General features: G+C 54.9%; 20 protein-coding genes and 1 riboswitch. Of the genes, 9 read left to right on the forward strand and 11 right to left on the reverse strand.

The annotated features are described in order from the left end of the window. Positions 1–50: 50 nt before the first annotated feature. From ACO08I_RS13660 to ACO08I_RS13690, 7 genes are read right to left on the reverse strand one after another with little or no spacing between them, the layout of a single operon-like run. Positions 51–632 carry an electron transport complex protein RnfA gene (locus ACO08I_RS13660; RefSeq protein WP_421949587.1) on the reverse strand — a complete coding sequence of 194 codons (582 nt, stop codon included), beginning with the start codon at positions 630–632 and terminating at the stop codon, positions 51–53. Continuing rightward, the gene (gene rsxE / locus ACO08I_RS13665) at positions 629–1,276 is read right to left on the reverse strand and encodes an electron transport complex subunit RsxE (RefSeq protein WP_421949588.1); all 648 of its coding nucleotides are present in this window, start codon (positions 1,274–1,276) and stop codon (positions 629–631) included. Before rsxE ends, ACO08I_RS13660 begins: the two co-directional genes overlap by 4 nt. Beyond that, complete coding sequence (locus ACO08I_RS13670) at positions 1,269–1,976, reverse strand: RnfABCDGE type electron transport complex subunit G (protein WP_421949589.1); 708 nt, start codon at positions 1,974–1,976, stop codon at positions 1,269–1,271. The genes rsxE and ACO08I_RS13670 overlap by 8 nt, the downstream gene beginning before the upstream one ends. Continuing rightward, complete coding sequence (locus ACO08I_RS13675) at positions 1,973–2,992, reverse strand: RnfABCDGE type electron transport complex subunit D (RefSeq protein ID WP_421949590.1); 1,020 nt, start codon at positions 2,990–2,992, stop codon at positions 1,973–1,975. The genes ACO08I_RS13670 and ACO08I_RS13675 overlap by 4 nt, the downstream gene beginning before the upstream one ends. Continuing rightward, complete coding sequence (gene rsxC, locus ACO08I_RS13680; RefSeq protein ID WP_421949591.1) at positions 2,985–4,343, reverse strand: electron transport complex subunit RsxC; 1,359 nt, start codon at positions 4,341–4,343, stop codon at positions 2,985–2,987. Before rsxC ends, ACO08I_RS13675 begins: the two co-directional genes overlap by 8 nt. Beyond that, the gene (locus ACO08I_RS13685; RefSeq protein ID WP_421949592.1) at positions 4,343–9,271 is read right to left on the reverse strand and encodes a 2-oxoacid:acceptor oxidoreductase family protein; all 4,929 of its coding nucleotides are present in this window, start codon (positions 9,269–9,271) and stop codon (positions 4,343–4,345) included. The genes rsxC and ACO08I_RS13685 overlap by 1 nt, the downstream gene beginning before the upstream one ends. Positions 9,272–9,282: 11 nt before the next feature. Then, positions 9,283–9,663 (reverse strand): hypothetical protein, encoded by a 381-nt coding sequence (locus ACO08I_RS13690; protein ID WP_282783152.1) that lies wholly within the window; start codon positions 9,661–9,663, stop codon positions 9,283–9,285. Between the two features lie 154 nt (positions 9,664–9,817). Between ACO08I_RS13690 and ACO08I_RS13695 the strand changes: the two genes are divergently transcribed. Further along, positions 9,818–10,642 carry a ZIP family metal transporter gene (locus tag ACO08I_RS13695; protein WP_421949593.1) on the forward strand — a complete coding sequence of 275 codons (825 nt, stop codon included), beginning with the start codon at positions 9,818–9,820 and terminating at the stop codon, positions 10,640–10,642. A gap of 4 nt (positions 10,643–10,646) precedes the next feature. Here ACO08I_RS13695 and trxA read toward each other — a convergent pair whose 3' ends face one another. Beyond that, on the reverse strand, positions 10,647–11,018 hold the full coding sequence (gene trxA, locus ACO08I_RS13700) for a thioredoxin (protein WP_421949594.1): 372 nt from the start codon (positions 11,016–11,018) through the stop codon (positions 10,647–10,649). 115 nt (positions 11,019–11,133) lie between these two features. On the opposite strand from trxA, the gene ACO08I_RS13705 reads away from it, so the two are divergent. Next, entirely contained in the window at positions 11,134–11,706 is a 573-nt protein-coding gene (locus tag ACO08I_RS13705) for a hypothetical protein (protein ID WP_044216985.1), read from the forward strand. Between the two features lie 2 nt (positions 11,707–11,708). On the opposite strand, the gene ACO08I_RS13710 is transcribed toward ACO08I_RS13705, so the two are convergent. After that, complete coding sequence (locus ACO08I_RS13710; RefSeq protein ID WP_293563214.1) at positions 11,709–12,695, reverse strand: DNA cytosine methyltransferase; 987 nt, start codon at positions 12,693–12,695, stop codon at positions 11,709–11,711. 261 nt (positions 12,696–12,956) lie between these two features. Further along, a riboswitch (cobalamin riboswitch) is annotated at positions 12,957–13,139 on the forward strand. A gap of 126 nt (positions 13,140–13,265) precedes the next feature. Between ACO08I_RS13710 and ACO08I_RS13715 the strand changes: the two genes are divergently transcribed. From ACO08I_RS13715 to ACO08I_RS13735, 5 genes are all read left to right on the forward strand, one after another. Next, positions 13,266–14,246, forward strand: a complete 981-nt coding sequence (locus ACO08I_RS13715) for a ribonucleotide-diphosphate reductase subunit beta (protein ID WP_421949595.1) — start codon at positions 13,266–13,268, stop codon at positions 14,244–14,246. A 24-nt stretch (positions 14,247–14,270) separates the two neighbouring features. Continuing rightward, the gene (locus tag ACO08I_RS13720) at positions 14,271–15,941 is read left to right on the forward strand and encodes a ribonucleoside-diphosphate reductase subunit alpha (protein ID WP_421949596.1); all 1,671 of its coding nucleotides are present in this window, start codon (positions 14,271–14,273) and stop codon (positions 15,939–15,941) included. 413 nt (positions 15,942–16,354) lie between these two features. Beyond that, positions 16,355–17,476 (forward strand): hypothetical protein, encoded by a 1,122-nt coding sequence (locus ACO08I_RS13725; protein WP_421949597.1) that lies wholly within the window; start codon positions 16,355–16,357, stop codon positions 17,474–17,476. Further along, positions 17,421–17,639 (forward strand): hypothetical protein, encoded by a 219-nt coding sequence (locus ACO08I_RS13730; protein WP_421949598.1) that lies wholly within the window; start codon positions 17,421–17,423, stop codon positions 17,637–17,639. Before ACO08I_RS13725 ends, ACO08I_RS13730 begins: the two co-directional genes overlap by 56 nt. Further along, positions 17,629–19,377 carry a tetratricopeptide repeat protein gene (locus ACO08I_RS13735; protein WP_421949599.1) on the forward strand — a complete coding sequence of 583 codons (1,749 nt, stop codon included), beginning with the start codon at positions 17,629–17,631 and terminating at the stop codon, positions 19,375–19,377. The genes ACO08I_RS13730 and ACO08I_RS13735 overlap by 11 nt, the downstream gene beginning before the upstream one ends. Before the next feature lie 23 nt (positions 19,378–19,400). Here the strand turns inward: ACO08I_RS13735 and ACO08I_RS13740 are convergent, their stop codons facing one another. Further along, entirely contained in the window at positions 19,401–19,925 is a 525-nt protein-coding gene (locus ACO08I_RS13740; RefSeq protein WP_421949600.1) for a hypothetical protein, read from the reverse strand. Between the two features lie 199 nt (positions 19,926–20,124). Here ACO08I_RS13740 and ACO08I_RS13745 point away from each other — a divergent pair, with 199 nt between their 5' ends. Together ACO08I_RS13745 and lon are read left to right on the forward strand one after the other, a co-directional pair. Continuing rightward, positions 20,125–22,035, forward strand: coding sequence for a DNA topoisomerase IV subunit B (locus ACO08I_RS13745; RefSeq protein WP_282778737.1), 1,911 nt, complete (start codon positions 20,125–20,127; stop codon positions 22,033–22,035). Between the two features lie 215 nt (positions 22,036–22,250). After that, complete coding sequence (lon, locus tag ACO08I_RS13750; protein ID WP_282778739.1) at positions 22,251–24,671, forward strand: endopeptidase La; 2,421 nt, start codon at positions 22,251–22,253, stop codon at positions 24,669–24,671. A 19-nt stretch (positions 24,672–24,690) separates the two neighbouring features. On the opposite strand, the gene ACO08I_RS13755 is transcribed toward lon, so the two are convergent. After that, entirely contained in the window at positions 24,691–25,005 is a 315-nt protein-coding gene (locus ACO08I_RS13755; RefSeq protein WP_044217008.1) for a rhodanese-like domain-containing protein, read from the reverse strand. Positions 25,006–25,009: the final 4 nt, after the last annotated feature.

Consider the following 25,009-nt stretch of genomic DNA (forward strand, 5'->3'; position numbering starts at 1 on the left):
ACCTCAACCTCAACCTCAACCTCAACCTCCGCCTCAGCCTGACTTACCACCTACCCACCAAGCCCCGCAAACCCCATGAACGACAGCGACAAAATCCCCGCTATCAAAAGGGTCAGGGCCGTACCTTTCACCACACCGGGCACCTCCGCAAATTCCAGCCGCTCCCGCAAGCCGGCGATCAGCACCAGCGCTAACGTAAACCCGGCACCGGCACCCAGGGCGTAGACCAGGCTTTCCACCAGTCCATACCCCTTTTGGGTTTGGAAAAGGGCCAGCCCCAGAATCGCGCAATTGGTGGTGATGAGCGGCAGGAAGATGCCCAGGGCGCGGAACAGCGCCGGGCTCATCTTGCGCACAAACATTTCCACCAGCTGTACTGTGGAGGCAATCACTACGATGAAGCTGATGAGCTGCAGGAATGGCGCACCCACGGCAATCAAAAATGCATTGATACCATACGCGCACACGGAGCTAATCAGCATCACAAAAGTCACTGCACCACCCATTTTCGTAGCCGTCTCGAGCTTACCCGACACACCCAGAAAGGGGCAGATGCCCAGGAAATACGCCAGTACAAAGTTGTTGATCAGGCTGGCGTTGATGAAGATGTACCACAGGGATTCCTCTTTCATGTCGTCGCTCGTTTTTGCTTCAGAATGTTAAAGAGCAGCAGCCAGATCGCTAAGGTGAAGAAACCACCTGCCGGCAGTATCATCACAATCCATTCCTGGAAAGAATCCGGGAAAAGGCCGAAGCCAAAGATGCTGCCACTGCCGAGCACCTCCCGTACCACGCCCAGACACAGCAGGGCGAAAGTGAAGCCCACACCCATACCCAGCGCATCGAGCATCGATTGCCCCACCGTATTCTTTGAAGCAAAGGCTTCCGCCCGGCTCAGGATGAGGCAGTTCACCACGATGAGCGAGATAAAAGCGCCCAGGCTTTTGTGCAGCTCCACGCTGATGGCCATGATGGCATAATCCGTAATCGTCACAAAGGTGGCGATGATGAGAATGTAGGAGGCGATGCGCACCTGCTTCGGTATGAAGTGGCGCAGAGAAGACACCAGCACATTCGACATCAACAGCACAAAGGCAGTAGCCAGCCCCATCGCCAGGGCATTCATAGAGGTATTGGTCACGGCCAGCACCGGGCACATGCCCAGCACCTGCACAAAAACCGGGTTGTCTTTCCACAAGCCGCGCAGGAAGGTATCCGCTGAAGGGCTGTCCTCCAGTGCCGCGAAAAATCCGGGTTTGTCCGTAGGCTTATTCATGGCTTTGCGTTTGTGGCTTGAATGCTTCTTTTGCTTCGTAGAGCTTAGGTACCCATTCAGCGGTGCTCGTGCTCAGCGCTTCGGTCACTGCCTTGGAGGAAATCGTAGCACCAGTAATGCCGTCCACTTCCCAGGCGTTCTGCTTTTCGCCGCTTTTGGCGTAAGCGATCTTGTTCTTCAGGCTATTCCCATCCGTTCCGACCGCCACCGAAAGGGCCTCAAAATTGGCTTTGAAGGCGGGGTCTTTCTCTATCTTGTCGCCCAGCCCGGGCGTCTCTTTGCTCTCCAGTACGTAGAAACCAACGATGGCTTCCTGCGCAGGGTCGTACCCGTACAGGACACGAATTTCACCGGCATATCCCAGCCCTACGGCAGGCAGTGCCAAGCCAGTCAGAGTGCCGCTTTCGCTAAAACCGGCGTAGACGCGCTGCCCCTCAGCTTCGGTGCCTTTGAGGGGCGTGAATGCGTTGCCGTTCCAGTAGTAGCCAGCGGTGGTCACGGTGCCGGGCAGGACTTTAAAAATAGCCTGCTCCAGGGCTGCCGCTTTATTTTTTGCGATAATGGGCTTGGTCCCCTCATACGTCAGCACAATGAGCAGGGCGCACATCAGCCCGATGCCAACCATGGCGAACAGCATCTTGTTGCTGTTGCCGGTGTCGGCTTGCTTCTTTTCGGGTGCTATGGTTATCGTCTCGCTCATGTCGCTTTGGCTTTTTTGACCGTTCCGTAAACGCGGTTTTGCAGGGCGCTGTCAATGTGGGGCGATACGGCATTAGCCAGCAGGATAGCGTACATCACGCCTTCCGGCAAACCGCCCCAGAGCCGGATGACCACCACCAGCAGCCCAATCAGCACACCATAGACCACCACGCCTTTTGCGGTAAGCGGGGAAGCGACCATATCGGTGGCCATGAATACCGCCCCCAGCATCAATCCGCCGGAAAACAGCATGAATACCGGCGAAGGGTAAGCCTCCGCATCTACCCAGTGCATGATGCCGCTGAGCACGTAGACCGTCAGCAGGATGGAGACCGGTATGCGCCAGTTCATCATATTGCGGGCGATGAGGTAGATGCCGCCCAGCACAATCAGCAGGGCGCAGGTCTCCCCGGCCGAGCCGCTGACCAGCCCGAGGGCAAGGTCCGCTGAATCCGCAGCCACTCCGTCAAATTTGAAAGCCGACAGCGGTGTCGCGCCGGAAACCGCATCGTAAGTGGGCTCCATAAAGGGCAGTGCCAAAGTGGAACTCGCAATATCCGTAAAGCGCCCTTCCAGAAAAGCGGGATGCCAGGTGGTAATCGCTGCCGGGAAAGCCGCTTGCAGTACCGCACGCCCGACCAGCGCCGGATTGAAAGTGTTGTACCCCAATCCGCCGAAGGCAAATTTGCCGAGAGCAATCGCAATTACGCTGCCCACAAAGGCCATCCACAGGGGGAAAGCCGGGGGCAGGGTCAGGCCCAAAAGCAAACCGGTGATCGCTGCGGACCAGTCATTGACCGTACTTTCCTTACCCGACCAGCGGCAAAGCAGGTGCTCGGTCAGGATGGCCGCCACCACAGAGGTGACGAGCAACAGGAATACGCTCAGCCCAAAGGCGTAGACCGCAAAAGCCGATGCTGGCAGCATCGCCCACACCACATTGCGCATGATGTCGTCCGTACTGACGCCCAGCTTGAGGTGGGGAGAGGTGCTGATATGTAGGGTCTGCTTAAACATTCGCTACTTCCTTTTTGGCCGCCGCCCGCTTGCGGACCACGCCCTTAGACATTCGGAAATACTGTACCAGCGGAATATTGGACGGGCAAACATAAGAGCAGGAGCCACACTCGAAGCAGTCCATCAGGTTATGATTGGCTGCCATCTCGTCGTAGGCTTCAAACTTCGCCAGTATGCCCATTTGTGACGGGTTGAGGGAAATCGGACAGGCATCTACACAAGCCCCGCACTTAATGCAGGGATAGACCTTGTCCGCCCGGCGCACTTCATTATCCGTAAAGGCCAAAATACCGGAAGTCCCCTTAGTGATGGAAATATCCAGGTTGGAGACCGCCATGCCCATCATCGGGCCACCGAGGTAGACCTCGCTGAGGTTATCCGCTACGCCGACTTCTTCCAGTACGAAGCGCAGGGGCGTCCCGACGGGGATGAGGTAATTGCCTTTCTTTTTTACGCCCGGCCCGGTGATGGTTACCACCCGTTCCTGTATACCGCGCCCGTGGGGCAAAAGCCGCCCGATTTCTGCCGTAGTGGCCACATTGACAACCACTGCACCGACCTCAATCGGCAGGCTGCCTGAGGGTACTTCCCGCCCCATTACCGAAGTGATGAGCATCTTCTCAGAACCCTGTGGGTACTTTACCGGTACTACTTCTACCGTTACCGGTAAGCCTTCCGGGATGTTACGTGACAGGTGGTCAGCCGCGTCCTGTTTATTGGCTTCTATGCCGATGATGGCGCGCGGTGCACCGGTGGACCGGAGCAAATAGCGGATACCCATAAAGATATCCTCTGCCTGTTCCAGCATGACACGATGGTCGGTGGTAAGGTAAGGCTCGCACTCAATACCGTTGATCAGCAGCACTTCGCACGACTTGCCTTCCGGCACTTTCAGCTTGACATGAGTAGGGAAGGCCGCCCCGCCGAGGCCCACAATACCGGCATTCTGAATGCCTTGCAGGATCTCCTCCGGCGTAGCGGTCTCCCAGTCGAGTCCTTCGCCTTCCAGCACTTCCTGCCCGGAGGCAGGGAAGGCTTCCAGGTAAATCCCAAGGGACATTTCCCCTTTTGCCGTTGGCACGTTCGCGATCTTGCGTACCCGGCCGGAGACCGGCGCGTGCAGCGGTACCGAAACGTAGCCACCGGCTTCCGCCAGGAGCTGCCCGCGCATCACTTCCTGCCCTTCCCGAACAATGATTTTGGAAGGGGCACCGATGTGCTGCGATACAGGCAGTACGAGCAGCGGCGCAAAGGCGAACTGCCGGATGGGCAGGCCATTGGTCTCGCTCTTGTGCTCCGGCGGGTGGATGCCGTGGCGAAAGGTGCTATTTCTAAAATTAAACAGCCCCATTAGTTATACTTTTCACCTCGCTTGATCCATTTCTCCTGTCCTTCCGGATTGGCGGGCAGACCGGGGTGAATGACCTGCGCGGTGCATTTCTCGGCTGCTTTCACCAGGTCCTCGTAGGAACCGGCATTAGGATCTTTAATCTCAGCTTGATTATTGCTGTTGTAAGCAAATACCTTCGAGTTGATCTTGATGCACTCGTCACAGGCCGTGCACTCTTCGGATTCTATCCAGGGCCCTTGTCCTGTGGCGGTCGCTACAGCGGTATCTGCTTCTGCTGCGCTGCCATTGGTGGCAGGTGCTGCATCGAAGTTGAGCGCAGAGGTATCTACGCCCAGCTCATCGAAGTTGCCGCCGGCAGCCATCTTCATCAGCCCTTTGGCGATATTGCTGACCACCTCGTTGCGAATCTTGCCTTCCAGGTCTTCCGGAGCGGCTTCCACCTCTTCCTTCACACCGGCGATAGCACGCAGCATGATCCAGAAGTCGCGGCGTTCCTCACAGGAAGCTACGATAGTCTCTGCCACGAGCACCCGGGTGAGGTGCTGCTTTTGGTCGACCGTCCAGATGAATGGGAATTTACCTTCCCGCTCTTCGCCGCTCATTTCGAGGAAATCGGCCAGGACGACCATATTGTCGTTCCAGGCTTCGCGCGGCACTTTACGGAAGTGTTTGCGGAAGCGTGCCTCAGTAAGGGCAAAGTCGGCGAAAGTCATCGCCACTTCCATGCTCTTCTCGCGGCCATTTTCCAGGTATTTGAGCTGGTAGGTCGGCCAGTTGCTGTGCAGGTCCGGGTTGCCGCTGAGGTCGAATGCCTCTTCCGGCTTCACGCCCAGATCCGGATTGTACCTGAATACCGGATAAGCCCGGGATTCTACCGCCAGCTTCGCCTGATGCGCACCGAGGTCGTCGGCTACGCCGTGCTCCGGCTGACAGGTGGTGTACAGATTGAACAGGGCCGGGCGCTTCGCCATCAGGCCGTCGATAAAGCCTTCGATCATGTGGCTCGTGTTCGACAGGGTACCCTGCATCACGTAGGTATTGCGGTGCGCCATAGCGATCAGCCCGATTTCCTTGCGCGGCTCCGGCTTGCCTTTCCAGACTTTGCCGTACTGCGCCATATCGGATACCTGGCCGATGAAGCCCGAAGTACAGGCCTGCCCGCCGGTATTGGAGTACACCTGCGTATCCACCACGATAACTTTGATCGGCTTGCCGGAGGCCATCAGGCGGGAGAGGTTTTGGAAGCCGATGTCATACATGGCACCATCACCGCCCAGGGCGACTACCGGTGGGCACAGCAGCCATTCCTCATCGGTAAACTGTTGCCAGTTGAAGTAGGTGAGGAAGGAATCGTGCTCGCTCGGGTCGTATTTGCCATCGAGCATCAGCTCGGCTTTCCGGATGGTTTTGAAGCCCTCTGCCATTTTGGACATGTGCCCTTCGAAGATGCCCATCGCCATAGACGGAGAATCCTGGAAGAGGTGGTTGGCCCATGGGAATGGGTAGGGGTTGTACGGGTAGGTACTGCCCCAGACGGAGGTACAGCCGGTGGAATTGAGCATGCCCATATTGGTACGCCCCTTGCCAGTCAGGCCATCTGTGTATTTCCACTTGAGGTTCTTCAGTTTGGCCAGCAGCTGGGAGACTTCGCGCAGCCATTCCTGGTCGATCGGCTGTGTGCCTTTTTCCGACTCAAAACGGCGGGCGATACCGGATACGGTCAGGTCGCCACTGCTCATTTCGGAAACGATCTTGGTCATCAGGTCGGCGTCGCTCACATTCACCGTGCTGAACAGCTTCTGCTGAATGTGCTGCTCCAGGCGGTTGATGAGCTCCGTCAGGCGGGTCACGTGCTGCCTGATGCGCGGCTGCATGAGCGCCTCTACGGTAGCGGTGAAGATGTGCACGACTGACTTTTCAGAGCAGCCCAGGCAGGCGCCATCGCCACTAGCGAAGTTTTGGTAGGCCTCCTTGTTGAGGAGGAGCGTCTCCAGCGGACCGATCTTTTCTTCCAAATCGTCAATGCGGTTGTATTCTTCCGGCGTGTTGGGCAGGTCGGTCCAGAGGTCCCAGTTCTGCCGCAGGGTGGCTACGGAGTCTTCGGTCTGTGTAATGGGGCGCAGGGCGTCATCATCGCAGACTTCAATACATTCCATACAGCCCTTGCAGGTGGTCGGGTTCAGGGTAATGCTGAACAGGCCACCGCTGCCGGCTTGCTGCTTTTCTTTCAGGTCGTAGTACGGGCGGGTGAGCGCAAACTGGAAGTCGCCCAGTTCCTCCAGGAACCAGTCAAATTCCTGCGCCATGCCGTTGGTGTTGCCGCTTTCCCGAACGGTCTTGTCGACCACCTCTCGGATCATGGTGTTGACCTTTGCCCGGTCATCGCCCTCATTGAACAAGGCGCGGATTTCCGGCTCCATCTGACGGACTGCTTTCGGCAGGTAGTTGAGCTTTCCGTGGTTGTTTTTCACGCGCTGCACAACGGTGTCGAGCACATCAGACAGTTTGGAAACCAATCCTGGCAATGCCGTATCCGGACAGATGGTGTAGCATTTGCCACAGGCGGTACAGTTCTCCGCGATCCATTCCGGATGGTTGAAGCGGATGCCGGTCATATCGCGGAACAAAGAGGAGGCCGCAGGCATCACACTCAACCCGATAAACGGATCGGTGAGGTTGTCATTGCCACTGCCCTGCTGGTAGAAGCTGCCCGTCTGCTCCCAGAAGCGGTGGATATCGCTCAGCCTGGACTTACTCTGCGGCGTATCCTTGAGCATAGCAGGAAGCGGGATCGGCTTAACGGCGTTAGCTTTAGCATCGTGCCCGGCGCCAACGACCTTGTCCGTCACCTCGCCTACTTCGTCAAAGCCACGGCGTACTACGCGCATGTTGTCATCCACCACGCGCTGCCCTTTACTGCCAAACTTCGACTGCACCTGATCCTCGATGGCCTGCAGCAGGCTCTCCTCGGTCAGATTCGCTTTCTCCTTGAGGGGAGAAGCAGCGAAGAAGGCGCCCTGGAAAGCGATACCCTGCATGCGGAGTTGCAGTTCGGGATCGGTTGCTTCCTCGCGGGCAATTTTGAAGCCGTCGATGTAGAACAGGCGGATGTTGTTATCCACGATGATCTTTTGGTACGGCTTGGGGATATCGGCCCAGACTTCCGCCGGGCTGTTTTTGTCGCTCTGTATAATAAAGGTGCCGCCTTTCTTCAGACCGGCCAGTGCGTTGGTGTGCTTAAAGACGTTGGGGTCCGGTGAAAGCACCACATCCACGTATACGTATTCACAGTTGACACGGATGGGCTCCGGAGCAGCAGACAGATAGTAAGTTGTGGGCTGTCCTTTTTTCTCTGAGCCATACTTCGGGTTGGCTTTGATGTCATACCCGAGCAGGTCGAACAGGGTCATTGCCAGGTTCTTACCTGTCGTGATAGCGCCCCAGCCACCGATGGAGTGGAAACGGACGGTCACGGCCCCCTTCGGCATGAGGTTCGGGTTTTCAGAACCCCTCACCGATAGTTCCTTCACATGCGGGTAGGCTTCCTGAATGGATTCCTGATAGGCCCGCTGCTTAGGCGTAAAGGGTACATCGCGGATGAAGTCGATAGACAGGTAAAACTGCTTTTTCTTTTTGCCCGTAGGCAGCATATTCTCTACCGCACCGATGATGCCTTCCGGCTGCAGGTCGCGGCTGCCCATACCGAAGGAACCGGAGTACAGGGGCGGCATATCGCCCGCTTTGTAGGCTTCCAGTTCCGGATAGGGGCGATTGTCTTTGTAGTTGCCATTTTCCAGGCACTTGGTCAGGCTCGCACGTACTTCCCGCATGAGCGGCAGGTCGGCGGCCAGCGGCTGATCGAGGCGCTCAAGGATAGCAACGCCCTTCTTACCTTTTAGAATTTTGCCCAGCAGATCAGCCGGGAAGGGGCGGAACATGACGAGGTCGACCACGCCTACCTTCAGCCCGCGGGTTTCACGCAGGTAGTCGGCTACCACTTCGGCACTTGGCACCACGCTGCCCTGACCGAGGATGAGGTAGTCGGCATCTTCCACCTTATAGGTCATTACGCGCTCGTAGCGGCGGCCGGTGAGCTGATAGTACTCGTCCATGGCCTGCTCGGTGAGCTGCTTAATGTGATCGAAGAAGAAGGGGCGCTGTGCTGCGACGGACTGCATGTAGGAGTCCTGATTCTGCACGATGCCCGCCATAACAGGATTATCCACATCCCAAAGCTCAGGTATGCGGCGACGGGTGTCCCCGTAAATGATGCGTTGGGCTTCGGTCGGCGTTTTGATGATGTCATCGGGCCGGCCGAGGTATTCTTTGATGAGCTCGCGCTCGGGAAGCGTCATGGACTCGATGAGGTGGGTGGTCAGGAAGCCGTCCTGCGCCACGATACCCGGTGTAAGTGCCAGCTCCGCGATGCGGTGCGCGATGATATTGAGGTCAGCCACGTGCTGCGCCTTTTTGGCAAACAGCTGAAAGAAGCCGGTATCGTCCACGGCGTGGTAATCGTCGTGGCCCGCGTGTACGTTAAGGGTGGATTTGGTCATCGCCCGTGCGCCGATATTCAGCACATAGGTCAGACGCTTGCCCACTGCAGCATAGAGGGATTCGTGCATATAGGCGATGCCCTGCCCGGAGGAGAAATTGGCGGCACGGAGACCCGTCATAGACAGGCCGGCGGTGACCGCAGCAGCAGCATGTTCGCCTTCCGGCTCGATAAAAATAAGAGGCCGGTCGGAGATATTGAGGTGGCCCTTTGCGGCCGCATCAGCCCAATACTCGCCCATTTGAGTGGAAGGGGTAATCGGATAGGCACCGGCAGCGTCGGAGGATTCCCGCTCGCACATAATGGCAGCGGTGTTCCCGTCCATTGCTACCCGAGTGCCCGGATACTTGGCGGGCTCGGTTTGCTTCTTCATGGTGGATTTTTTTAGTAGGCGGGCGCCTCATCAATAGCGATGGCGCGGGTCTGTTTAGCAATACGCAGGCAATCAGCCACTTTTTTGACATCCATACAGTAGGCTTCATCCTCTGCATCGTGCTTGCAACCGATATCGGAAATGTCGATCAGGTTGAACCGGCCGTCGATATCGCGGCACTTATCCAGGAGACCTGCCATGGTCACGGGCTCGGGGAGCTCGCTACCATGTTTTTGCAGGTAGGAAGACAGGTAGTTAATAATGGATTGGCGGGAGTTGAAGCAGACGGCATGGGTGGCAACGTCCTCCTCTGCCCGTTCAATTTCGTGGCTGGCAAATTCTATGAGTTTGTCAGCTTCCTGGATAAGGAGATCGGCATTTTGCTGGCGCATGGCACTAGGTTTTAATTAAATTGGTGCCCTAAAATTCCTGGTTTACAGCTGGTTTTTAAATGAATATTGTCAGTGGGGATGAGTGATCATTGTCACTTTGCCCGGGTTTAAGTGTGTTATGTTTTACTTTTGAGCAACCATAAACAACAAGAGAATGGACGCCATTTTATCCGCCCTGGGAAATTATCATCCGGTTACACAAGCTTTGTTTGCCACCTTATTCACCTGGGGAGTGACGGCTCTGGGCGCAGCAGTGGTTTTCTTTTTCCGGCAAATCCGGCAGGAGGTACTGGATGCCATGTTAGGCTTTGCGGCAGGGGTCATGATTGCCGCCAGTTTCTGGTCACTGCTGGCTCCGGCCATTGACCTGAGCGAGCGGGTAAGTACTTTGCCCAGCTGGCTACCCGCTGCACTGGGTTTCATGGGCGGTGGTTTGTTCATGGCAGGTGTGGACAAAGTGCTGCCCCACCTGCACCCGGGCCTGAAGATGGATCAGGCCGAAGGAATATCAACCAACTGGAGGCGTAGCGTGCTACTGGTACTCGCTATCACGCTGCATAATATCCCGGAAGGGCTGGCGGTGGGTGTTGCCTTTGGTGCGGTGGCCCATGGGCTGCCATCGGCTTCCATTGGGGCAGCGGTGGCACTGGCCGTAGGCATAGGGCTGCAAAATTTTCCGGAAGGGACAGCGGTATCTGTGCCGCTGAGGCGGGAGGGTTTTTCCCGACGGCGGGCGTTCTGGTACGGGCAGATGTCGGGGGCTGTGGAGCCTGTTGCCGGCATCGTTGGGGCGGCAGCGGTGATGATGATGCAGCCCATCCTGCCCTATGCGCTGAGCTTTGCCGCGGGGGCTATGATTTTTGTGGTGGTGGAAGAGCTTATCCCGGAATCACAGTTGGCTGGGAATACCGACCTTGCAACCATTGCCACCCTGGCAGGCTTTACGTTGATGATGAGTTTGGATGTGGCGCTGGGCTGAGCGCCTACTCCCAAAACTTCCACCAGGCCCCGCCTTTAACCTCGGCCTGTGCATCTTCCGGCAACAATGGGCGCAGCCGCTTCAGTATAGCTCCCTTGGACACCACACCGGTGCTGCGGTCGACCACTTCCCCATCCTTAAAGTACAGAATCGTGGGCAGGCTGCGGACCTGATACTGCTTGACCAGTTTCTGATTCTTTTCGGCATCGAGCTTGACGAAGCGAGCGTTGTCACCGGCTTCGTCAGCGGCGGCAGCAAAATTGGGGGACAGGGCATGGCAGGGGCCACACCAATCCGCCCAGACATCAACGACAACGGGCGTTTCGGCATTCAGGACCAGAGGGCGGAAGGTTTTACGGTTGACTTGTCGTGGCATAATCGTTCTACATTTTGGGCAAAGGTAAAAGGGCCCGAAAAGAGTTTCAGTGATAAATGCCACTTTGGCTTTTGAGAACAGGTGATGTTCCTTATTTTGGGAAAAAACCAGATAAATGCCCAGGCAAAAACTACCGGACGAACTCAAAGCCGCGATTTCCAAAATGCCCGACAAGGAAAAAGACAAACTGCTCTTCCGCCTTATCGCCAAGGAGGAAGCCTTGGTCAACCGCCTGACCTTCGAGCTGCTGGAAGGGGCTGGCAGCCGGGAGGAGAGACGCAGCGAACTCGCCATCAGCATCGAGCGGGATGTGACCTACGCCATCCGGGCTTTCTACTCGCCGGGCTTTTTGCTGCTCGACCTGCGCGCCATCAGCGGTGACATCAACCGGCATGTGAAGGCCACCAAAGACAAGTACGGGGAAATCGAGCTCAACCTGCTGATGCTTAATCTGGCACTGGAAGGCATAGACGGGCTGCTCGATCAGTTCCCGGCGGCCAAGGCGCGCACCTTCTCCAATTATGTGGTCAAACGGGCTCTGAAACTGCAAAAACTGCTGTCGAAAATGCACGACGATATCCGCCTCGATTTTGAAGGTGAAATGGAGCGCCTTGGGCAGTTCATCCGCAACAGCAGCTACCTGAAGAAAACGGCAGAACGGGAGGGGCTGGAGTGGCGGGAGTTGTAGCTTTACTCAAAATCCTCCTTAATCTTACTCGCAATAATCTGCGCCAGCCGTACCGGCACTGCATTGCCGATCATTTTGTAAGCCGCGCCGAGGTTCTTGTAGTAAAAGATGAAGTCGTCCGGGAAGGTTTGGACGCGGGCCACTTCGCGCACACTGAGCCGGCGGTAAAGGTCTTCCTTACCGGGCACAAAGCGCTTGGTATCCTTGTCCACGGTTTCCATCTTAGGCGCCTGAGGGTGCAGGGGCGCATGCCGGCCACCCGCCTGAATAGTAAAGGACACCTCGTCCCAACTGCGCACACGGTTGCGCGACATGTAGAGGCTGGAAAAGCCACCGGTAAAGTACTCGTGATTAGGCACCCGGCAGGCACTGCCGTTGGTGTAGTTACCGTCTTTGGCCGGGATAGCCGTATCTGCCAGATCGCCGATGGCCGACTTCAGGCTGAGTTTCATATCAATTGGGGCAGGGAATTCAAACTTTTTGCCCAGGTCGCGGCGGTAACCTATAAAGAAGACCCGTTTGCGGTCCTGCGGCACGAGGTAATCGCTCGCATTGATTTTCTGGAAAGACAGGTTATAGCCCTCTCCGGCGTTTTTGAAGAGCCGCTTGATGCTGCTTAGGGCTCTCGCATTGCGGGGCAGTAACATGCCCGCTACATTCTCCGCCAGGAAAAACTTGGGCTGCTTAGCTTCCAGGATACGGATGAAATCGTAGAACAGCTTGCCCCGGTTATCCTTAATGCCCCGCAGCTTGCCCGCGGTGCTCCAGCTTTGGCAGGGCGGGCCGCCAATCATGCCGTCGCAGTCCGGAATGTCCGCAGCGTCCACATCCGTAATACTCCTTTTTTCCAGGTGCGTATGCCCGTGGTTTTTGACATAGGTCTCCCAGATGTCCCGGTCGTACTCATTCGCCCAGATCACGTCAAAACCGGCACGCGTAAACCCAAGGTCGAGCCCGCCGGCGCCCGAGAAGAAGGAAACAATTCTCATGATTGATAGACTGCAGCACAGTAGCGCTGTTCCTGCAGGATTTTATGAGCAAACAAGGTACGGAAATTATGGGAAATCTTTTATCAACTATGTTTTCCACACCCATATGTGGAAAACTATTTTTTCAACCCCTTATGTTCAGGGGTTTACGGGACTTATCCACATTGTGTTGGTAATTATACGCGTACTTTGCTTGATCGCTCAGCCGGACCTCCGTATCTTGCCCGAACCAACGGTACTGCGTTCAATTCGAGCACCTATCAAATAATTTTAAGCGACAGATTAGCCATTCGATATTGAACAGGGAACCGGGTGAAAATCCCGGACAGTACCCGCTGCTGTGAGCCTCATTCATCAGGTTTTGCCAGCAAGCCACTGCCCCTGGGGCGGGAAGGCGGCAGAGCCGGGGCGAGTCAGAAGACCTGCCGTTGCCAACATATCATTCTTTAACTGCGAGTTTTCGGGAGTTAGGACAGCGCAGTGCCACCGTTTTTGCCCGGGTAACGCCCGGATGCAGCCTGCCGGTGCGCGCTCCTGCCCTCCCCCACAGCTCGGTAATGCATTAGCCACATGAGCGCGATTTTCAAACCCAGACTAGCGTACAAGCCGTTCGAGTACCCGGAAGTGCTCGACTTTATCAACACCATTAATCAGACCTTCTGGGTGCACTCGGAGGTCGATTTTACGGGTGACATACAGGATTTCAAAGTGGAGCTTACGGAAGCCGAGCGCAATGCCATCAAGCGTACCCTCCTGGCTATCGCTCAGGTGGAGGTGGATGTGAAGTCTTTCTGGGGCAACCTCTATCAGCACCTGCCCAAACCGGAGTTCAATGGGCTGGGCAGCACCTTCGCGGAGTGCGAATTCCGCCATTCTGAAGCCTACGCCCAACTGCTGACCGTACTGGGCCTGGCGGATGAATTCGAGTCTGCCCTGCAGTCTTCTGTCCTCAGCGACCGCATTGCCTTCCTAAGGGACCGCCGGGCAGCTGCACAACTCGACTCTCCGGAGCAGTCCTTCGGGCTCAACCTCATCCTCTTTTCCATTTTGGTGGAAAATGTATCGCTCTTCAGTCAGTTTGCCACCGTGCTGTCCTTCACTCACTTCAAAGGCCTGCTGAAGAATACAAGCAACATCATCGCCTGGACGAGCAAGGACGAGCAGCTCCACGCCAATGCCGGCATTTACATTTTCAATAAAATCGTGGAGGAAAACCCGGGCTGGCTGACCGACAAGTACCAAAAGGTCATCTACGAGACCGCCCATGCCGCCATTCAGCAGGAGGAGCGCATTCTCAACTGGATTTTCGAGACGGGCGAGTTGGAGCACGTCTCCAAGTCGGACCTGCTCAACTTCATGAAGCACCGCATTAATACGAGCCTGAAACAGATCGGGCTGCAGGACATCTTCGACATCAACGAATCTCAACTCCGCCGCATGAGCTGGTTTGAAGAGGAAATCTACGCCAACACCCTGGACGATTTCTTCGCCAAGCGCCCGGTAGAGTATTCCAAGCATAATCAGTCGTTCACCGCCGACGACCTTTTCTAAATACCCAAAAATCAAGCATTGACCATGACCAAGACCATTTATAACAATACCAAGCCCTACCACTGGGTAACACCTGAGACTGAAACCGTACTGCAGAGGGGCTACCTCCTGCCCGGAGAGACGCCACAGGATGCGGTACGCCGCGTGACCACCGCCGCCGCTAACCGCCTGGACCGCCCCGATCTGCAACCGAAATTTGAAGCCCTCGTGGCTAACGGCTGGATGTCGCTTTCTTCTCCGGTGTGGGCCAATATGGGCACCGACCGCGGCCTGCCGATCAGCTGCTTTGGCTCTTATGTGGAGGACAGCATGGACGGCATCACCAAGACCCTGTCCGAGTGCATTATGATGACCAAATTCGGGGGCGGCACCTCGGCCTACTTTGGGCACCTGCGCGAGCGGGGCGCAGGTATCCGCAATAACGGTAAGTCTTCCGGGCCGGTTTCCTTCCTGAAGATGTTTGATGCCATGATCGATACTGTAAGTCAGGGCAATGTGCGCCGCGGGGCTTTCGCTGCCTACCTGGATATCGAGCATCCGGATGTGAATGAGTTCCTCAAAATCAAAGACATCGGCAACGCCATTCAGAATATCTTTTTTGGCGTGACCGTGACCAACCAATGGATGGAAGAAATGGTGGCCGGCGACACGGAAAAGCGTGCCACCTGGGCTAAGGTGCTGCACAGCCGTCAGGAGAAAGGCCTGCCGTACATCATGTTCAGCGACAACGTCAACGACAACGCGGCGGATGTCTACCGCGACAAAGGCATGCGCATCTACAACTCCAACCTCTGCTCCGAGATCGCTCTGCCGGTGAAGGAAGATGAGAGCTTCGTCTGCTGCCTGTCGTCCATGAACCTGGAGTACTACGAGGACTGGAAAGATACCGATGCGGTGCAGACGGCCATTTGGTTCCTTGATGCGGTGATGGAAGAGTTTGTGCAAAAGTCCGCCAATCAGCCCTACATGGAGCGCACGCACAACTTTGCGAAGCGCCACCGTGCCCTGGGCCTGGGTGTCATGGGCTACCACGCTTACCTGCAGAAGAACAACATCCCCTTTGAGAGCATGGAAGCCAAGCAATTCAACAGCAGCGCCCACGCCCACATCCGCCGGGAGGCCGAGCAGGGCAGCCGCGATTTGGCAGAAGCCTACGGCGAGCCGGAACTGCTCAAAGGCTATGGCCGCCGCAACACCACGCTGATGGCAGTAGCGCCCACCACCTCTTCCTCCTCTATTCTGGGGCAGACTTCACCGGGCATTGAGCCGTACAGCAGCAACTACTACAAGGTGGGCTTGTCGAAGGGCAACTTCATGCGCAAGAACAAGTTCCTGAAAGCGTTATTGCAGGAAAAAGACATGGACCGGGAGGAAATCTGGCAGTCCATCCTCCTCAAAAATGGCTCTGTGCAGCACCTCGACGGGCTGACCGAGCACGAAAAAGCTGTCTTCAAGACCTTCCGGGAAATCAATCCGCGGGAGATCATCATTCAGGCGGCCGCCCGCCAGAAATTCATCGATCAGTCGCAGTCGCTCAACCTCAACATCCCGCCACAGGTGCCGGTAAAAGAGGTCAACGCCCTGATGATCGAAGCCTGGAAGCTGGGCGTGAAGAGCCTGTACTATCAGCGCTCCTCCAGCGTGGCTCAGGAGATGGCGAATAAGTTTAAGGAGTGCGTGAGCTGCGCTTCGTAAGCTGAAGAATTAATTTGCTGATACAAAAGGATGGCCTCGCGGTGATTGCTGCGGGGCTGTTTTGTTTCGCCTGGCGCTCTCTCCGTCAGACGTAGTTTGAAACGCCAATATACATCCGTATGGACTGGCCCGTCCGTACGGACAAGTTATGGGAAGTCGGGCCTTTCGCCGGGCGTACTAGCCATGTGCGCTTGAAAAGCACACCGGGTGAATGCCCCGGCACTTTCCAGGGTTAGTGCACCCGGTGAGGCTATGATAAAGCAAGTAATCTAAGCCTTTCCTACAGATAGACACAAGACTTACAAAAAGACGTTGCTGGTGTAGAGCTTGAGCCAGGTACTTTCCAGGAGCTCTGCCCCAGCTTCCTTTAAACAATCCGTAAATTTCCCTAATTTTGGAAAAACACAGATTGAATGTACCAATTTCCCGAAACGAATAAATTCCGGGCACGAGAGGTGCTGGAGCTGGATTTTGATATCCGGGAACAGGATAGAGCAAGGGAGCTGTATGTGGAATTGGACGAAGCGCGCGGGGATGCCTACCGGGAAGAACTGCTCTATCTGCTCAGTATTGACGAAGACGAACTGAAAGCTGGCAGCGACCGGTACGTCAAAGTCATTTTTTCCGGGCACCGGGGCTGTGGCAAATCGCTGGAATTGTACCGCATCCATCAGTATCTCAATAATCCGGACCGGTACGTTTCCCTTTTCATTGATATGGAGCGGGAACTGGAAATTGCTCATTTTCAACCCGAAGATTTCTTTGTCACTATCATCGTCTGGCTTATTGACCTGGTGAAGAAACAAGAGCTGGAGGTTGACCTCAAACCGCTCAATACGCTTGCTGAAGATTGGCTGAATGAGGACCACGAAGTCCGCAAGGAATGGAAAGAGGAACAAGGGGAAGCAGCCTCTGTAGAAGCTAAAGCCGGCCTGGGCTTCTGGGACTGGTTGTCTTTCAATGTGGGGATCAAATCTTTCTTTACCGGAACCTCCAAAATATCGCGCACCCTACGGCAGCAAATCCGCAAGGAGCCGCTTAAACTGCAGGCGCAGCTAAACAGCCTCATTGAACAAGTCCGGAAGGAGGTTGTGCAAAAAGGCAAAGGCAGAGACTTGCTGCTGGTATTCGATGGTACGGAGAAAATCCGCTACGAAATCTATAAAAACTTATTTGTCCAGGACTCTTTCCTGATCCGGGAGCTCAAGGTCAACCTGATCTGTGCGGTGCCCATCAATGCCTTTTACGATATACAAACCGGAGTGACCTTTGATGCCTACGAACGGGTCGTCTTGCCTATGTTCAAGATCACGGATGATAATGCCCACCTATTCAAAGACATCATCAGCAAGCGGGTAGACCTGGAGGCTTTTTTTTGCAGCAGAAGCGCTCGACATCATCGTCCACTACTCCGGAGGCTGCCCCCGGCAATTGCTGAAGATTGCGAGTACCGCTTTGCGCAAAGCACTGGGCAAAGAGGTGGAAAAGCAGCATGCCGAGGCCGCCATTCACTTGCTGGGGCAGGAAATGTTTGAGCGTCTGGAGAAAGCGCATGTGGAAATCATTCAGCAGCAAGCCTTCGAACACGCAGACGAAGACATCAAGGAACTATTGTTCTCCCTGGCAGTGTTGAAATACAATGGCAAGCGCAAAACCAACCCATTGCTGAACGAATTCATTCCTGCCGATGAGCGTTAAACCCCATACCTATCAAACCGCAGACTGGGACGAACTGGAATACGTCCTGAGCGAACGGCAGAAGCCGGCCACCCTGGTCTGCAGTTTTGATACGCTCAGCACTAAAGAACAGGCGATCGCTCAATTCAAAAGCAAATTCCCACAGTACACCCAGCACGAAATAGACACCACCGGCGAACAGGTCGTTTCGCTCTTCCGCTACCTTAATGAAAAACTGCCTGCCCTGGCGAATGCCCAAAACGGCAACATCCAAACCCTCGTCCACCTCAGCGGACTGGAATACAGCCTGATGGCTGAAGACCCGGCGGGCCCGGGCTTGTTGTTGCCGGAGCTGAACTTTGAGCGCGAGCTCGTTTTTCGCGACCTGCCCTTGGTCTTGGTGATCTGGGTCAATCATTACACCCTGAAGCGCCTGCAGAAGGAAGTCCCCGACTTCTGGGACTGGGTACAGTACCAATACCATTTCAGCAGCCCGCCGGAGCTGGTAGACCGGGATCCGGTGGCTTACGACGGCCCTCTGCCGAGCAAAGGCTTCACCCCCGAGCGCCTGGCGCGGGTGGAAGAAATGGAAGCCCGCTACCAACGCCTGGATCAATCCGGCGACAACCGGGAGCAAACACTGCAAAACATAGCAAACCTGCTGGAAACCCTGGGGCGGGAACACCTGGAGATTTTTGAAGGGGAAAAGGCGGTTGCGTACTTTACAAAATTGCTGGCGGTACGGGAGCGGTTGGGAGATAAGTTTGAATTGGCTGCCGCCTATTTTTATTTAGGAGAAGCCTACAGAATTGCCCGGCAAATGACGCCCGCTGTAGCTGCCTACCAGAAAGCATTGAATGTTTTCCTCGAACTGGATCAGGCAAAAAATGCAGCCCTCTGCCACCACCGTACGGGAATGATTTATGCCGAATTTAGGTACTGGGATAGCGCACTGGAGCACTATCACAATGCCCTGACAAATACGAGCGAATCCGATGACTCACCCGGAGCTACGTACCACCAAATCGGGAGGATTTACGAAGAGCAACGGCAGTGGGGACAAGCACTGGAACACTACCACCAAGCCATCGAGTGGTTCGAGAAAACAAAGCAACACCATGAGCTAGGAGGCTCCTACCACCAAATCGGCCGGGTCTACGAAGCGCAACGGCAGTGGGAGCAAGCCCTCGAAAATTACCACAATGCCATCGAGTGGTTCGAGAAAACAAAGCAGAGCCACCAACTCGGCAGCTCCTACCACCATATCGGAATGGTCTACGAAGAACAACGGCAGTGGGATAAAGCACTGGAACATTACCACAAAGCCATAGAGTGGAAGGAAAAAACACAGCAACACCATCGACTCGGCAGCTCCTACCACCAACTCGGAATCGTCTACCAAGAGCAACGGCAGTGGGACCAAGCACTCGAACATTACCACAAAGCCATAGAGTGGAAGGAAAAAACACAGCAACACCATGAACTCGGCAGCTCCTACCACCAAATCGGAATGGTCTACCAAAAGCAACGGCAGTGGGAGCAAGCGCTCGAGCATTACCACCAAGCCATCGAACTGTATGAAGAAACAAAGCAACCGCACGAGCTTGATGTAACTTACGCGTGTATAGGCTTGGTTCACAAGGCGCAGGAAGATCACAAGACAGCCAGGCAGTACCTGGAAAAAGCCCTCATCCTGGCTAAAAAGCACAATACCCCTTTCATCGGTGTGATAGAAGAAGCACTAAAGGAGCTTGATTAAAGCGGCCACCCGTCATTTCAAAACTACCGTCCCTCCCCCTCCTCCCGCAACAACATCAAAGGGCTGGCCATAAACCACTGCTCCCGGTCTTTGGTATAGCCAAAGGTGGCGTGGGGCAGCAGGCCATTCAGGTATTTGGAGACGGCTTTGAGGTCATCGGTGGAGAGGCTGACGGAGATGTCGTCCCCATCGCGCAGCTTGAAGTAGAGGGTGCCGTTGCGCAGGAGCTGAAAGCCGAAGGGCAGTTGCTCGGTGACCACGGAGTAGACCCACACGATTTCTTTGGGGTGGAAGTGCAGGAGGATCATCAGGCGGCTGTTGGCGACGTTCCAGTTGCTGATCAGGTGAAAGCAGAAGCGCAGCCCGAGCACAGCACAAATCAGCCCGAATACCGACAGAATAATGCTCTTGGCAAAGAAAGCGTAGATAAAGACCAGCCCCAGCAACAGCAAGGCCACGGCACAGCCCATCTTGAGCCGGTGCTCCCGCCGGAGCCCGCTCAGGATACACTGCATAGCCGGATGCTGATCGGTCTGTTCTGCCTTCATCGTTTTTTAAGACAACAATTTGTTGTTTCCGTTGTAAATTAATTGTATTTTAGCACAAAAAATTTAAACTCGGTATTCAATTCATGAAATGTGCATAACTTTTGTACGTTTCATTAACAAGGAAAGCGGCTTTTTGCTGACCTTACTTTGTGATTTTTTGCACAATATTACCCCGAAACCACCCAAGCATTTTAATTCAATGGCAGAAGTTACCTATACTGAAGACAACATCCGCTCGCTCGACTGGAAAGAGCACATCCGTATGCGCCCGGGCATGTATATCGGCAAACTGGGCGACGGCTCGGCGGCCGATGACGGCATTTACATCCTGCTCAAGGAGGTCATTGACAACTCTATTGATGAGTACGTCATGGGCCACGGGCGGGACATCGACCTTAAAATTGAGGAGGGCCTGGTGTCCATCCGCGACTACGGGCGGGGCATCCCGCTGGGCAAGGTTGTGGACTGTGTTTCCAAAATCAATACGGGCGGCAAATACGACTCCAAGGCGTTCAAAAAGTCAGTAGGACTGAACGGGGTAGGTACCAAAGCCGTGAATGCCCTTTCGGAAAACTTCCGGGTAACATCCATCCGGGACGGCAAAGCTAAAGTAGCGGAATTTGAGCGGGGCGAACTGGTCAAAGACCATAAACTGCAAAAATCCAGCGAGCCGAATGGCACCCTGATTGAATTCTTCCCGGATAAGGCGATTTTCAAAAAATTCCGCTTCCGCAGCGACTATGTTGAGAATCAGCTTTGGAACTATGCCTACCTGAATGCCGGGCTCAAGCTCAATTTTAATGGCAAAACCTTAGTCTCCCGCAAAGGCCTGTATGACCTGCTGGAACGCAAAACGGCTTCCGAAAACCTGCGCTACCCTATCATCCACATGAAGGGGGACGACCTGGAAATCGCCCTCAGCCACGGCAACCACTACGGGGAACAATATTATTCCTTTGTGAACGGCCAAAACACCACACAGGGCGGTACGCACCTCAATGCGCTGCGCGAGGCTATCGTGAAAACGATTCAGGAACATTTTAATAAAAACTACGACCGCCGGGATATCCTTACCTCCGTCATTGCCGCAGTCAGTATCCGGGTGGAAGAGCCGGTTTTTGAGTCACAGACCAAGACCAAGCTGGGCTCAAGCGATATGGGGCCGGAGGGGCCAACCGTGCGTACCTTCGTGATCAACTTCGTGAAGGAAAAACTGGACAACTTCCTCCACCGCAATCCGGATACCGTTAAGGCGCTGGAAAAGCGCATCAAGCAATCGGAGCGGGAGCGCAAAGAAATCGCCGGTATCAAAAAGCTGGCCAACCAACGCGCCAAAAAGGCCAACCTGCACAACAAAAAGCTGCGTGACTGCCGCCTCCACTTTTCCGACAGCAACCGGAAAACCGAAGAGGAACGGCGCAAAGCCACCACCATCTTTATCACAGAGGGGGACTCCGCAAGCGGTTCCATCACCAAAGCCCGGGATGTACAGACACAGGCAGTCTTCAGCCTCCGCGGTAAGCCCCTCAACTGCTACGGCCTGACCAAAAAGGTGGTGTACGAAAACGAGGAGTTCAACCTCCTGCAGCATGCTCTGAATATCGAAGACGGGCTGGACGAACTGCGCTACAACCGCGTGGTCATTGCTACGGATGCCGACGTGGACGGTATGCACATCCGGCTGCTGCTGCTTACGTTCTTCCTGCAGTTTTTCCCGGAGCTGGTACGCAACGGGCACCTTTATATCCTCGACACGCCTCTGTTCCGGGTGCGGGATAAGCAAAAGACCTTCTATTGCTACAGCGAAGAGGAAAAACAACAAGCCATTAAGCAACTTCGGGGCGCTCCGGAAGTGACCCGGTTTAAGGGTTTGGGCGAGATTTCTCCAGGCGAATTCAAAGACTTTATTGGCGATGGGATCCGTCTGGAGCCTGTGATCCTGAATGAGGACACCAATATTGACGATGTGCTGCAATACTACATGGGCAAAAACACCCCCTCCCGTCAGGAATTCATCATTGACAACCTGCGGGTGGAAAAAGATGATGCGGAGGAAGCCCTGGAAAAAGCAGAAGCCGAGCTGGAGGAAGAAGCAGTGGCAGCAGAATAGGAATAAGAACTGCCGAATTGACAATTCAGCACCGGGCGCGTCAGTTTGTCGGTTCCTGGAATAGTGGCACGAATGTTGGTACATAGGGAGCACAGTGTAGGTTGGCCCTTTCGCTGCCTTATTGGCATACGACACACCCGCACGCCGGCGTAAGCCTTTCAGAGAGGCACCGCCCGATTAAAAAATACAACAGCTCCGGCTGTAAACATACTAGCATGTTTGACGACTATTATATGCAGCAGCGATTAGATGATGATGGCGACTTTCTCCCTCTACTGTCCATAGAAGATGAAGAAGGTGAGAACCCCAATGAGCAATTTCCGGAAACCCTGCCTCTTCTGGCCCTGAAGAACACCGTGCTTTTTCCGGGCATTGTCATTCCGATTACAGTAGGCCGTGACAAGTCGATCAAGGCTATCAATCAGGCTCACAATAAGGCCAACAATAAGGACCGCATGGTGGCTGTCCTTTCTCAGCGGGACAGCGAAGTGGAAGACCCGGGCATTGATGACCTTTTCCGGGTGGGCACTATTGCCCGCATCCTGAAACTGCTGCGCATGCCCGATGGCACCACTACAGCCATCTTGCAGGGCAGGAAGCGCTTTGAGCTTGAAGACCTTGTTTCAGACGAGCCTTACATGCTGGCCACTGTCCGTACTCTTGAATACGAGCCGGTGACTGATCAGATGGAGTTCGATGCGCTTATTTCTTCCGTTTTGGAACGCGCGCAGCAAATCATAGAGCTTTCGCCCAATATTCCTTCGGAAGCGAATGTGATGCTGAAGAACATTCAGAACCATTCGTTTCTCCTCAACTTTATCGCTTCTAACCTAAGCGCCAAAGTTGGCATCAAGCAGGAACTGCTCCGGGAAGACAACCTTCAGGAGAAGGGGCAGGCGTTGCTGAAGCAGCTGAACAGCGAACTCCAACTGCTGGAACTCAAGGACCAAATTGAGAACAAGGTCCGCGTAGATATTGAAAAACAGCAACGCGACTACTTCCTCAATCAGCAACTGAAGACGATTCAGGAGGAACTGGGACAAAACCCTCAGGAAGAGGAGATCAACAATATGGCCAGGCGGGCTAAGGATAAAGACTGGCCCGAAGCCGTTGCCAAAACCTTTGACAAGGAAATCAACCGCCTGCGCCGTATGAACCCGCAGGTAGCAGAGTTTTCTATACAACTCACGTATCTGGAGCTACTGCTCGACCTGCCCTGGGAAGAATTTACACAGGATAATTTTGACCTGAAGAAGGTCAAGAAAGTCCTGGATGAGGACCACTTCGGGCTGGAGAAGGTCAAGGACCGTATTCTGGAGCATCTTGCCGTACTCAAGCTCAAGGGCGATATGAAAGCGCCCATCCTTTGCCTGGTGGGCCCTCCCGGTGTGGGCAAAACCTCACTGGGCCGGTCGATCGCCCGGGCTATTCAGCGCAAGTTTGTACGCATGTCGCTGGGCGGGCTGCACGATGAATCGGAAATCCGTGGCCACCGCAAAACCTACATTGGGGCGATGCCGGGGCGTATTGTGCAATCACTGAAGCGGGCAGGTTCGTCCAATCCGGTCTTTATTCTGGATGAGATCGATAAAGTAGGGAAGGACTTCCGCGGCGACCCCTCCTCTGCTCTGCTGGAAGTGCTGGACCCGGAGCAAAACGGGACTTTTTACGACAATTACCTCGAACTGGAGTACGACCTGAGCAAAGTGATGTTCATCGCTACGGCCAACTCCCTGAACACCATTCAGCCCGCACTGCTGGACCGTATGGAAATCATTCAGGTCAGCGGCTACTCTACCGAAGAAAAAATAGAAATTGCTAAGCGCCACCTTATACCCGAACAGCGTAAGGAGCATGGCCTGAAGGCGAATCAGGTCAAGCTGGGCAAGCGTACACTGGAAGCCCTCATCGAAACCTACACCCGTGAATCCGGCGTACGGTCCCTCAACCGCCAGATTGCCGGCGTCATGCGCAACGTGGCCCGAAAGGTAGCTATGGAGGAGGAATACGAAGTGAGTGTCAAGCCGGAGCACCTGAATGGCATGCTGGGCCCGTCCCGCTTCGACAAAGACCGTTACGCTACGCCCGAAGTGCCCGGCGTGACGGTAGGCCTGGCCTGGACACAAACCGGTGGTGACATTCTTTTTGTGGAAGCCATCCTCAGTCCTGGCAAAGGGAAACTCACCCTGACCGGCAACCTTGGTGATGTCATGAAGGAATCTGCGTCTACTGCATTGAGCTTTATTAAAGCTAACAGCGAAAATCTGGGCATCGACCCCAAAATTTTCGAGGAGAAAGATATCCACCTGCATGTGCCCGAAGGTGCGATCCCCAAAGATGGGCCTTCAGCGGGCATTACCATGCTTACGGCACTGACTTCTGCCTTTACCGGCAAACGGGCCAAGACCTACGTGGCCATGACCGGAGAAATCACCCTACGCGGCAAAGTCTTGCCCGTTGGCGGTATCAAGGAAAAGATACTAGCTGCCAAACGGGCTGGCATGAAGGAAATCATCCTTTGTCAGGAAAATGAAAAGCACGTCGCGGAAATCAACCCGGACTACATCAACGGGATTGAGTTCCACTACGTCAGCCGCATGGAGGAAGTCCTGAACATTACGCTCGGCATCCGGTAGCACCGCCTCATCAGGCCTGCTACTTGCCGGTGCCGTAGTTTTCCGCCCAGCTCATCATGCCACCGAGCAAATTGCGAACATTCTTAAAGCCAGCCCGCTCCATGAATTCCTTTGCGAGACCGGAACGGTTGCCGGAGCGGCAGTAGACGATAACCTCGTCTTCCTTATGCTGTTCCAGTTCGCCCATACGGCCCATCAGGCTGCCTAATGGAATAAATTCACCGCCGATATTGAAAGCTGCCCGCTCATTGGGCTCCCGTACATCGAGCAGTACAAAGTCTTCGTTAGCGTCCATTTTGGACTTGAGTTCCTGAACGCGGATATCCTGTGCCATTTTC

It is taken from the genome of Phaeodactylibacter xiamenensis (genome assembly GCF_965229835.1).
In the GTDB taxonomy this organism is placed as follows: domain Bacteria; phylum Bacteroidota; class Bacteroidia; order Chitinophagales; family Saprospiraceae; genus Phaeodactylibacter; species Phaeodactylibacter xiamenensis.

Coding starts and splice junctions, on each gene's coding strand:
- ACO08I_RS13660 (WP_421949587.1), bottom strand. CDS start 632: ATGAAAGAGGAATCCCTGTGGTACATCTTCATCAACGCCAGCCTGATC.
- rsxE (WP_421949588.1), bottom strand. CDS start 1,276: ATGAATAAGCCTACGGACAAACCCGGATTTTTCGCGGCACTGGAGGAC.
- ACO08I_RS13670 (WP_421949589.1), bottom strand. CDS start 1,976: ATGAGCGAGACGATAACCATAGCACCCGAAAAGAAGCAAGCCGACACC.
- ACO08I_RS13675 (WP_421949590.1), bottom strand. CDS start 2,992: ATGTTTAAGCAGACCCTACATATCAGCACCTCTCCCCACCTCAAGCTG.
- rsxC (WP_421949591.1), bottom strand. CDS start 4,343: ATGGGGCTGTTTAATTTTAGAAATAGCACCTTTCGCCACGGCATCCAC.
- ACO08I_RS13685 (WP_421949592.1), bottom strand. CDS start 9,271: ATGAAGAAGCAAACCGAGCCCGCCAAGTATCCGGGCACTCGGGTAGCA.
- ACO08I_RS13690 (WP_282783152.1), bottom strand. CDS start 9,663: ATGCGCCAGCAAAATGCCGATCTCCTTATCCAGGAAGCTGACAAACTC.
- ACO08I_RS13695 (WP_421949593.1), top strand. CDS start 9,818: ATGGACGCCATTTTATCCGCCCTGGGAAATTATCATCCGGTTACACAA.
- trxA (WP_421949594.1), bottom strand. CDS start 11,018: ATGCCACGACAAGTCAACCGTAAAACCTTCCGCCCTCTGGTCCTGAAT.
- ACO08I_RS13705 (WP_044216985.1), top strand. CDS start 11,134: ATGCCCAGGCAAAAACTACCGGACGAACTCAAAGCCGCGATTTCCAAA.
- ACO08I_RS13710 (WP_293563214.1), bottom strand. CDS start 12,695: ATGAGAATTGTTTCCTTCTTCTCGGGCGCCGGCGGGCTCGACCTTGGG.
- ACO08I_RS13715 (WP_421949595.1), top strand. CDS start 13,266: ATGAGCGCGATTTTCAAACCCAGACTAGCGTACAAGCCGTTCGAGTAC.
- ACO08I_RS13720 (WP_421949596.1), top strand. CDS start 14,271: ATGACCAAGACCATTTATAACAATACCAAGCCCTACCACTGGGTAACA.
- ACO08I_RS13725 (WP_421949597.1), top strand. CDS start 16,355: ATGTACCAATTTCCCGAAACGAATAAATTCCGGGCACGAGAGGTGCTG.
- ACO08I_RS13735 (WP_421949599.1), top strand. CDS start 17,629: ATGAGCGTTAAACCCCATACCTATCAAACCGCAGACTGGGACGAACTG.
- ACO08I_RS13740 (WP_421949600.1), bottom strand. CDS start 19,925: ATGAAGGCAGAACAGACCGATCAGCATCCGGCTATGCAGTGTATCCTG.
- ACO08I_RS13745 (WP_282778737.1), top strand. CDS start 20,125: ATGGCAGAAGTTACCTATACTGAAGACAACATCCGCTCGCTCGACTGG.
- lon (WP_282778739.1), top strand. CDS start 22,251: ATGTTTGACGACTATTATATGCAGCAGCGATTAGATGATGATGGCGAC.
- ACO08I_RS13755 (WP_044217008.1), bottom strand. CDS start 25,005: ATGGCACAGGATATCCGCGTTCAGGAACTCAAGTCCAAAATGGACGCT.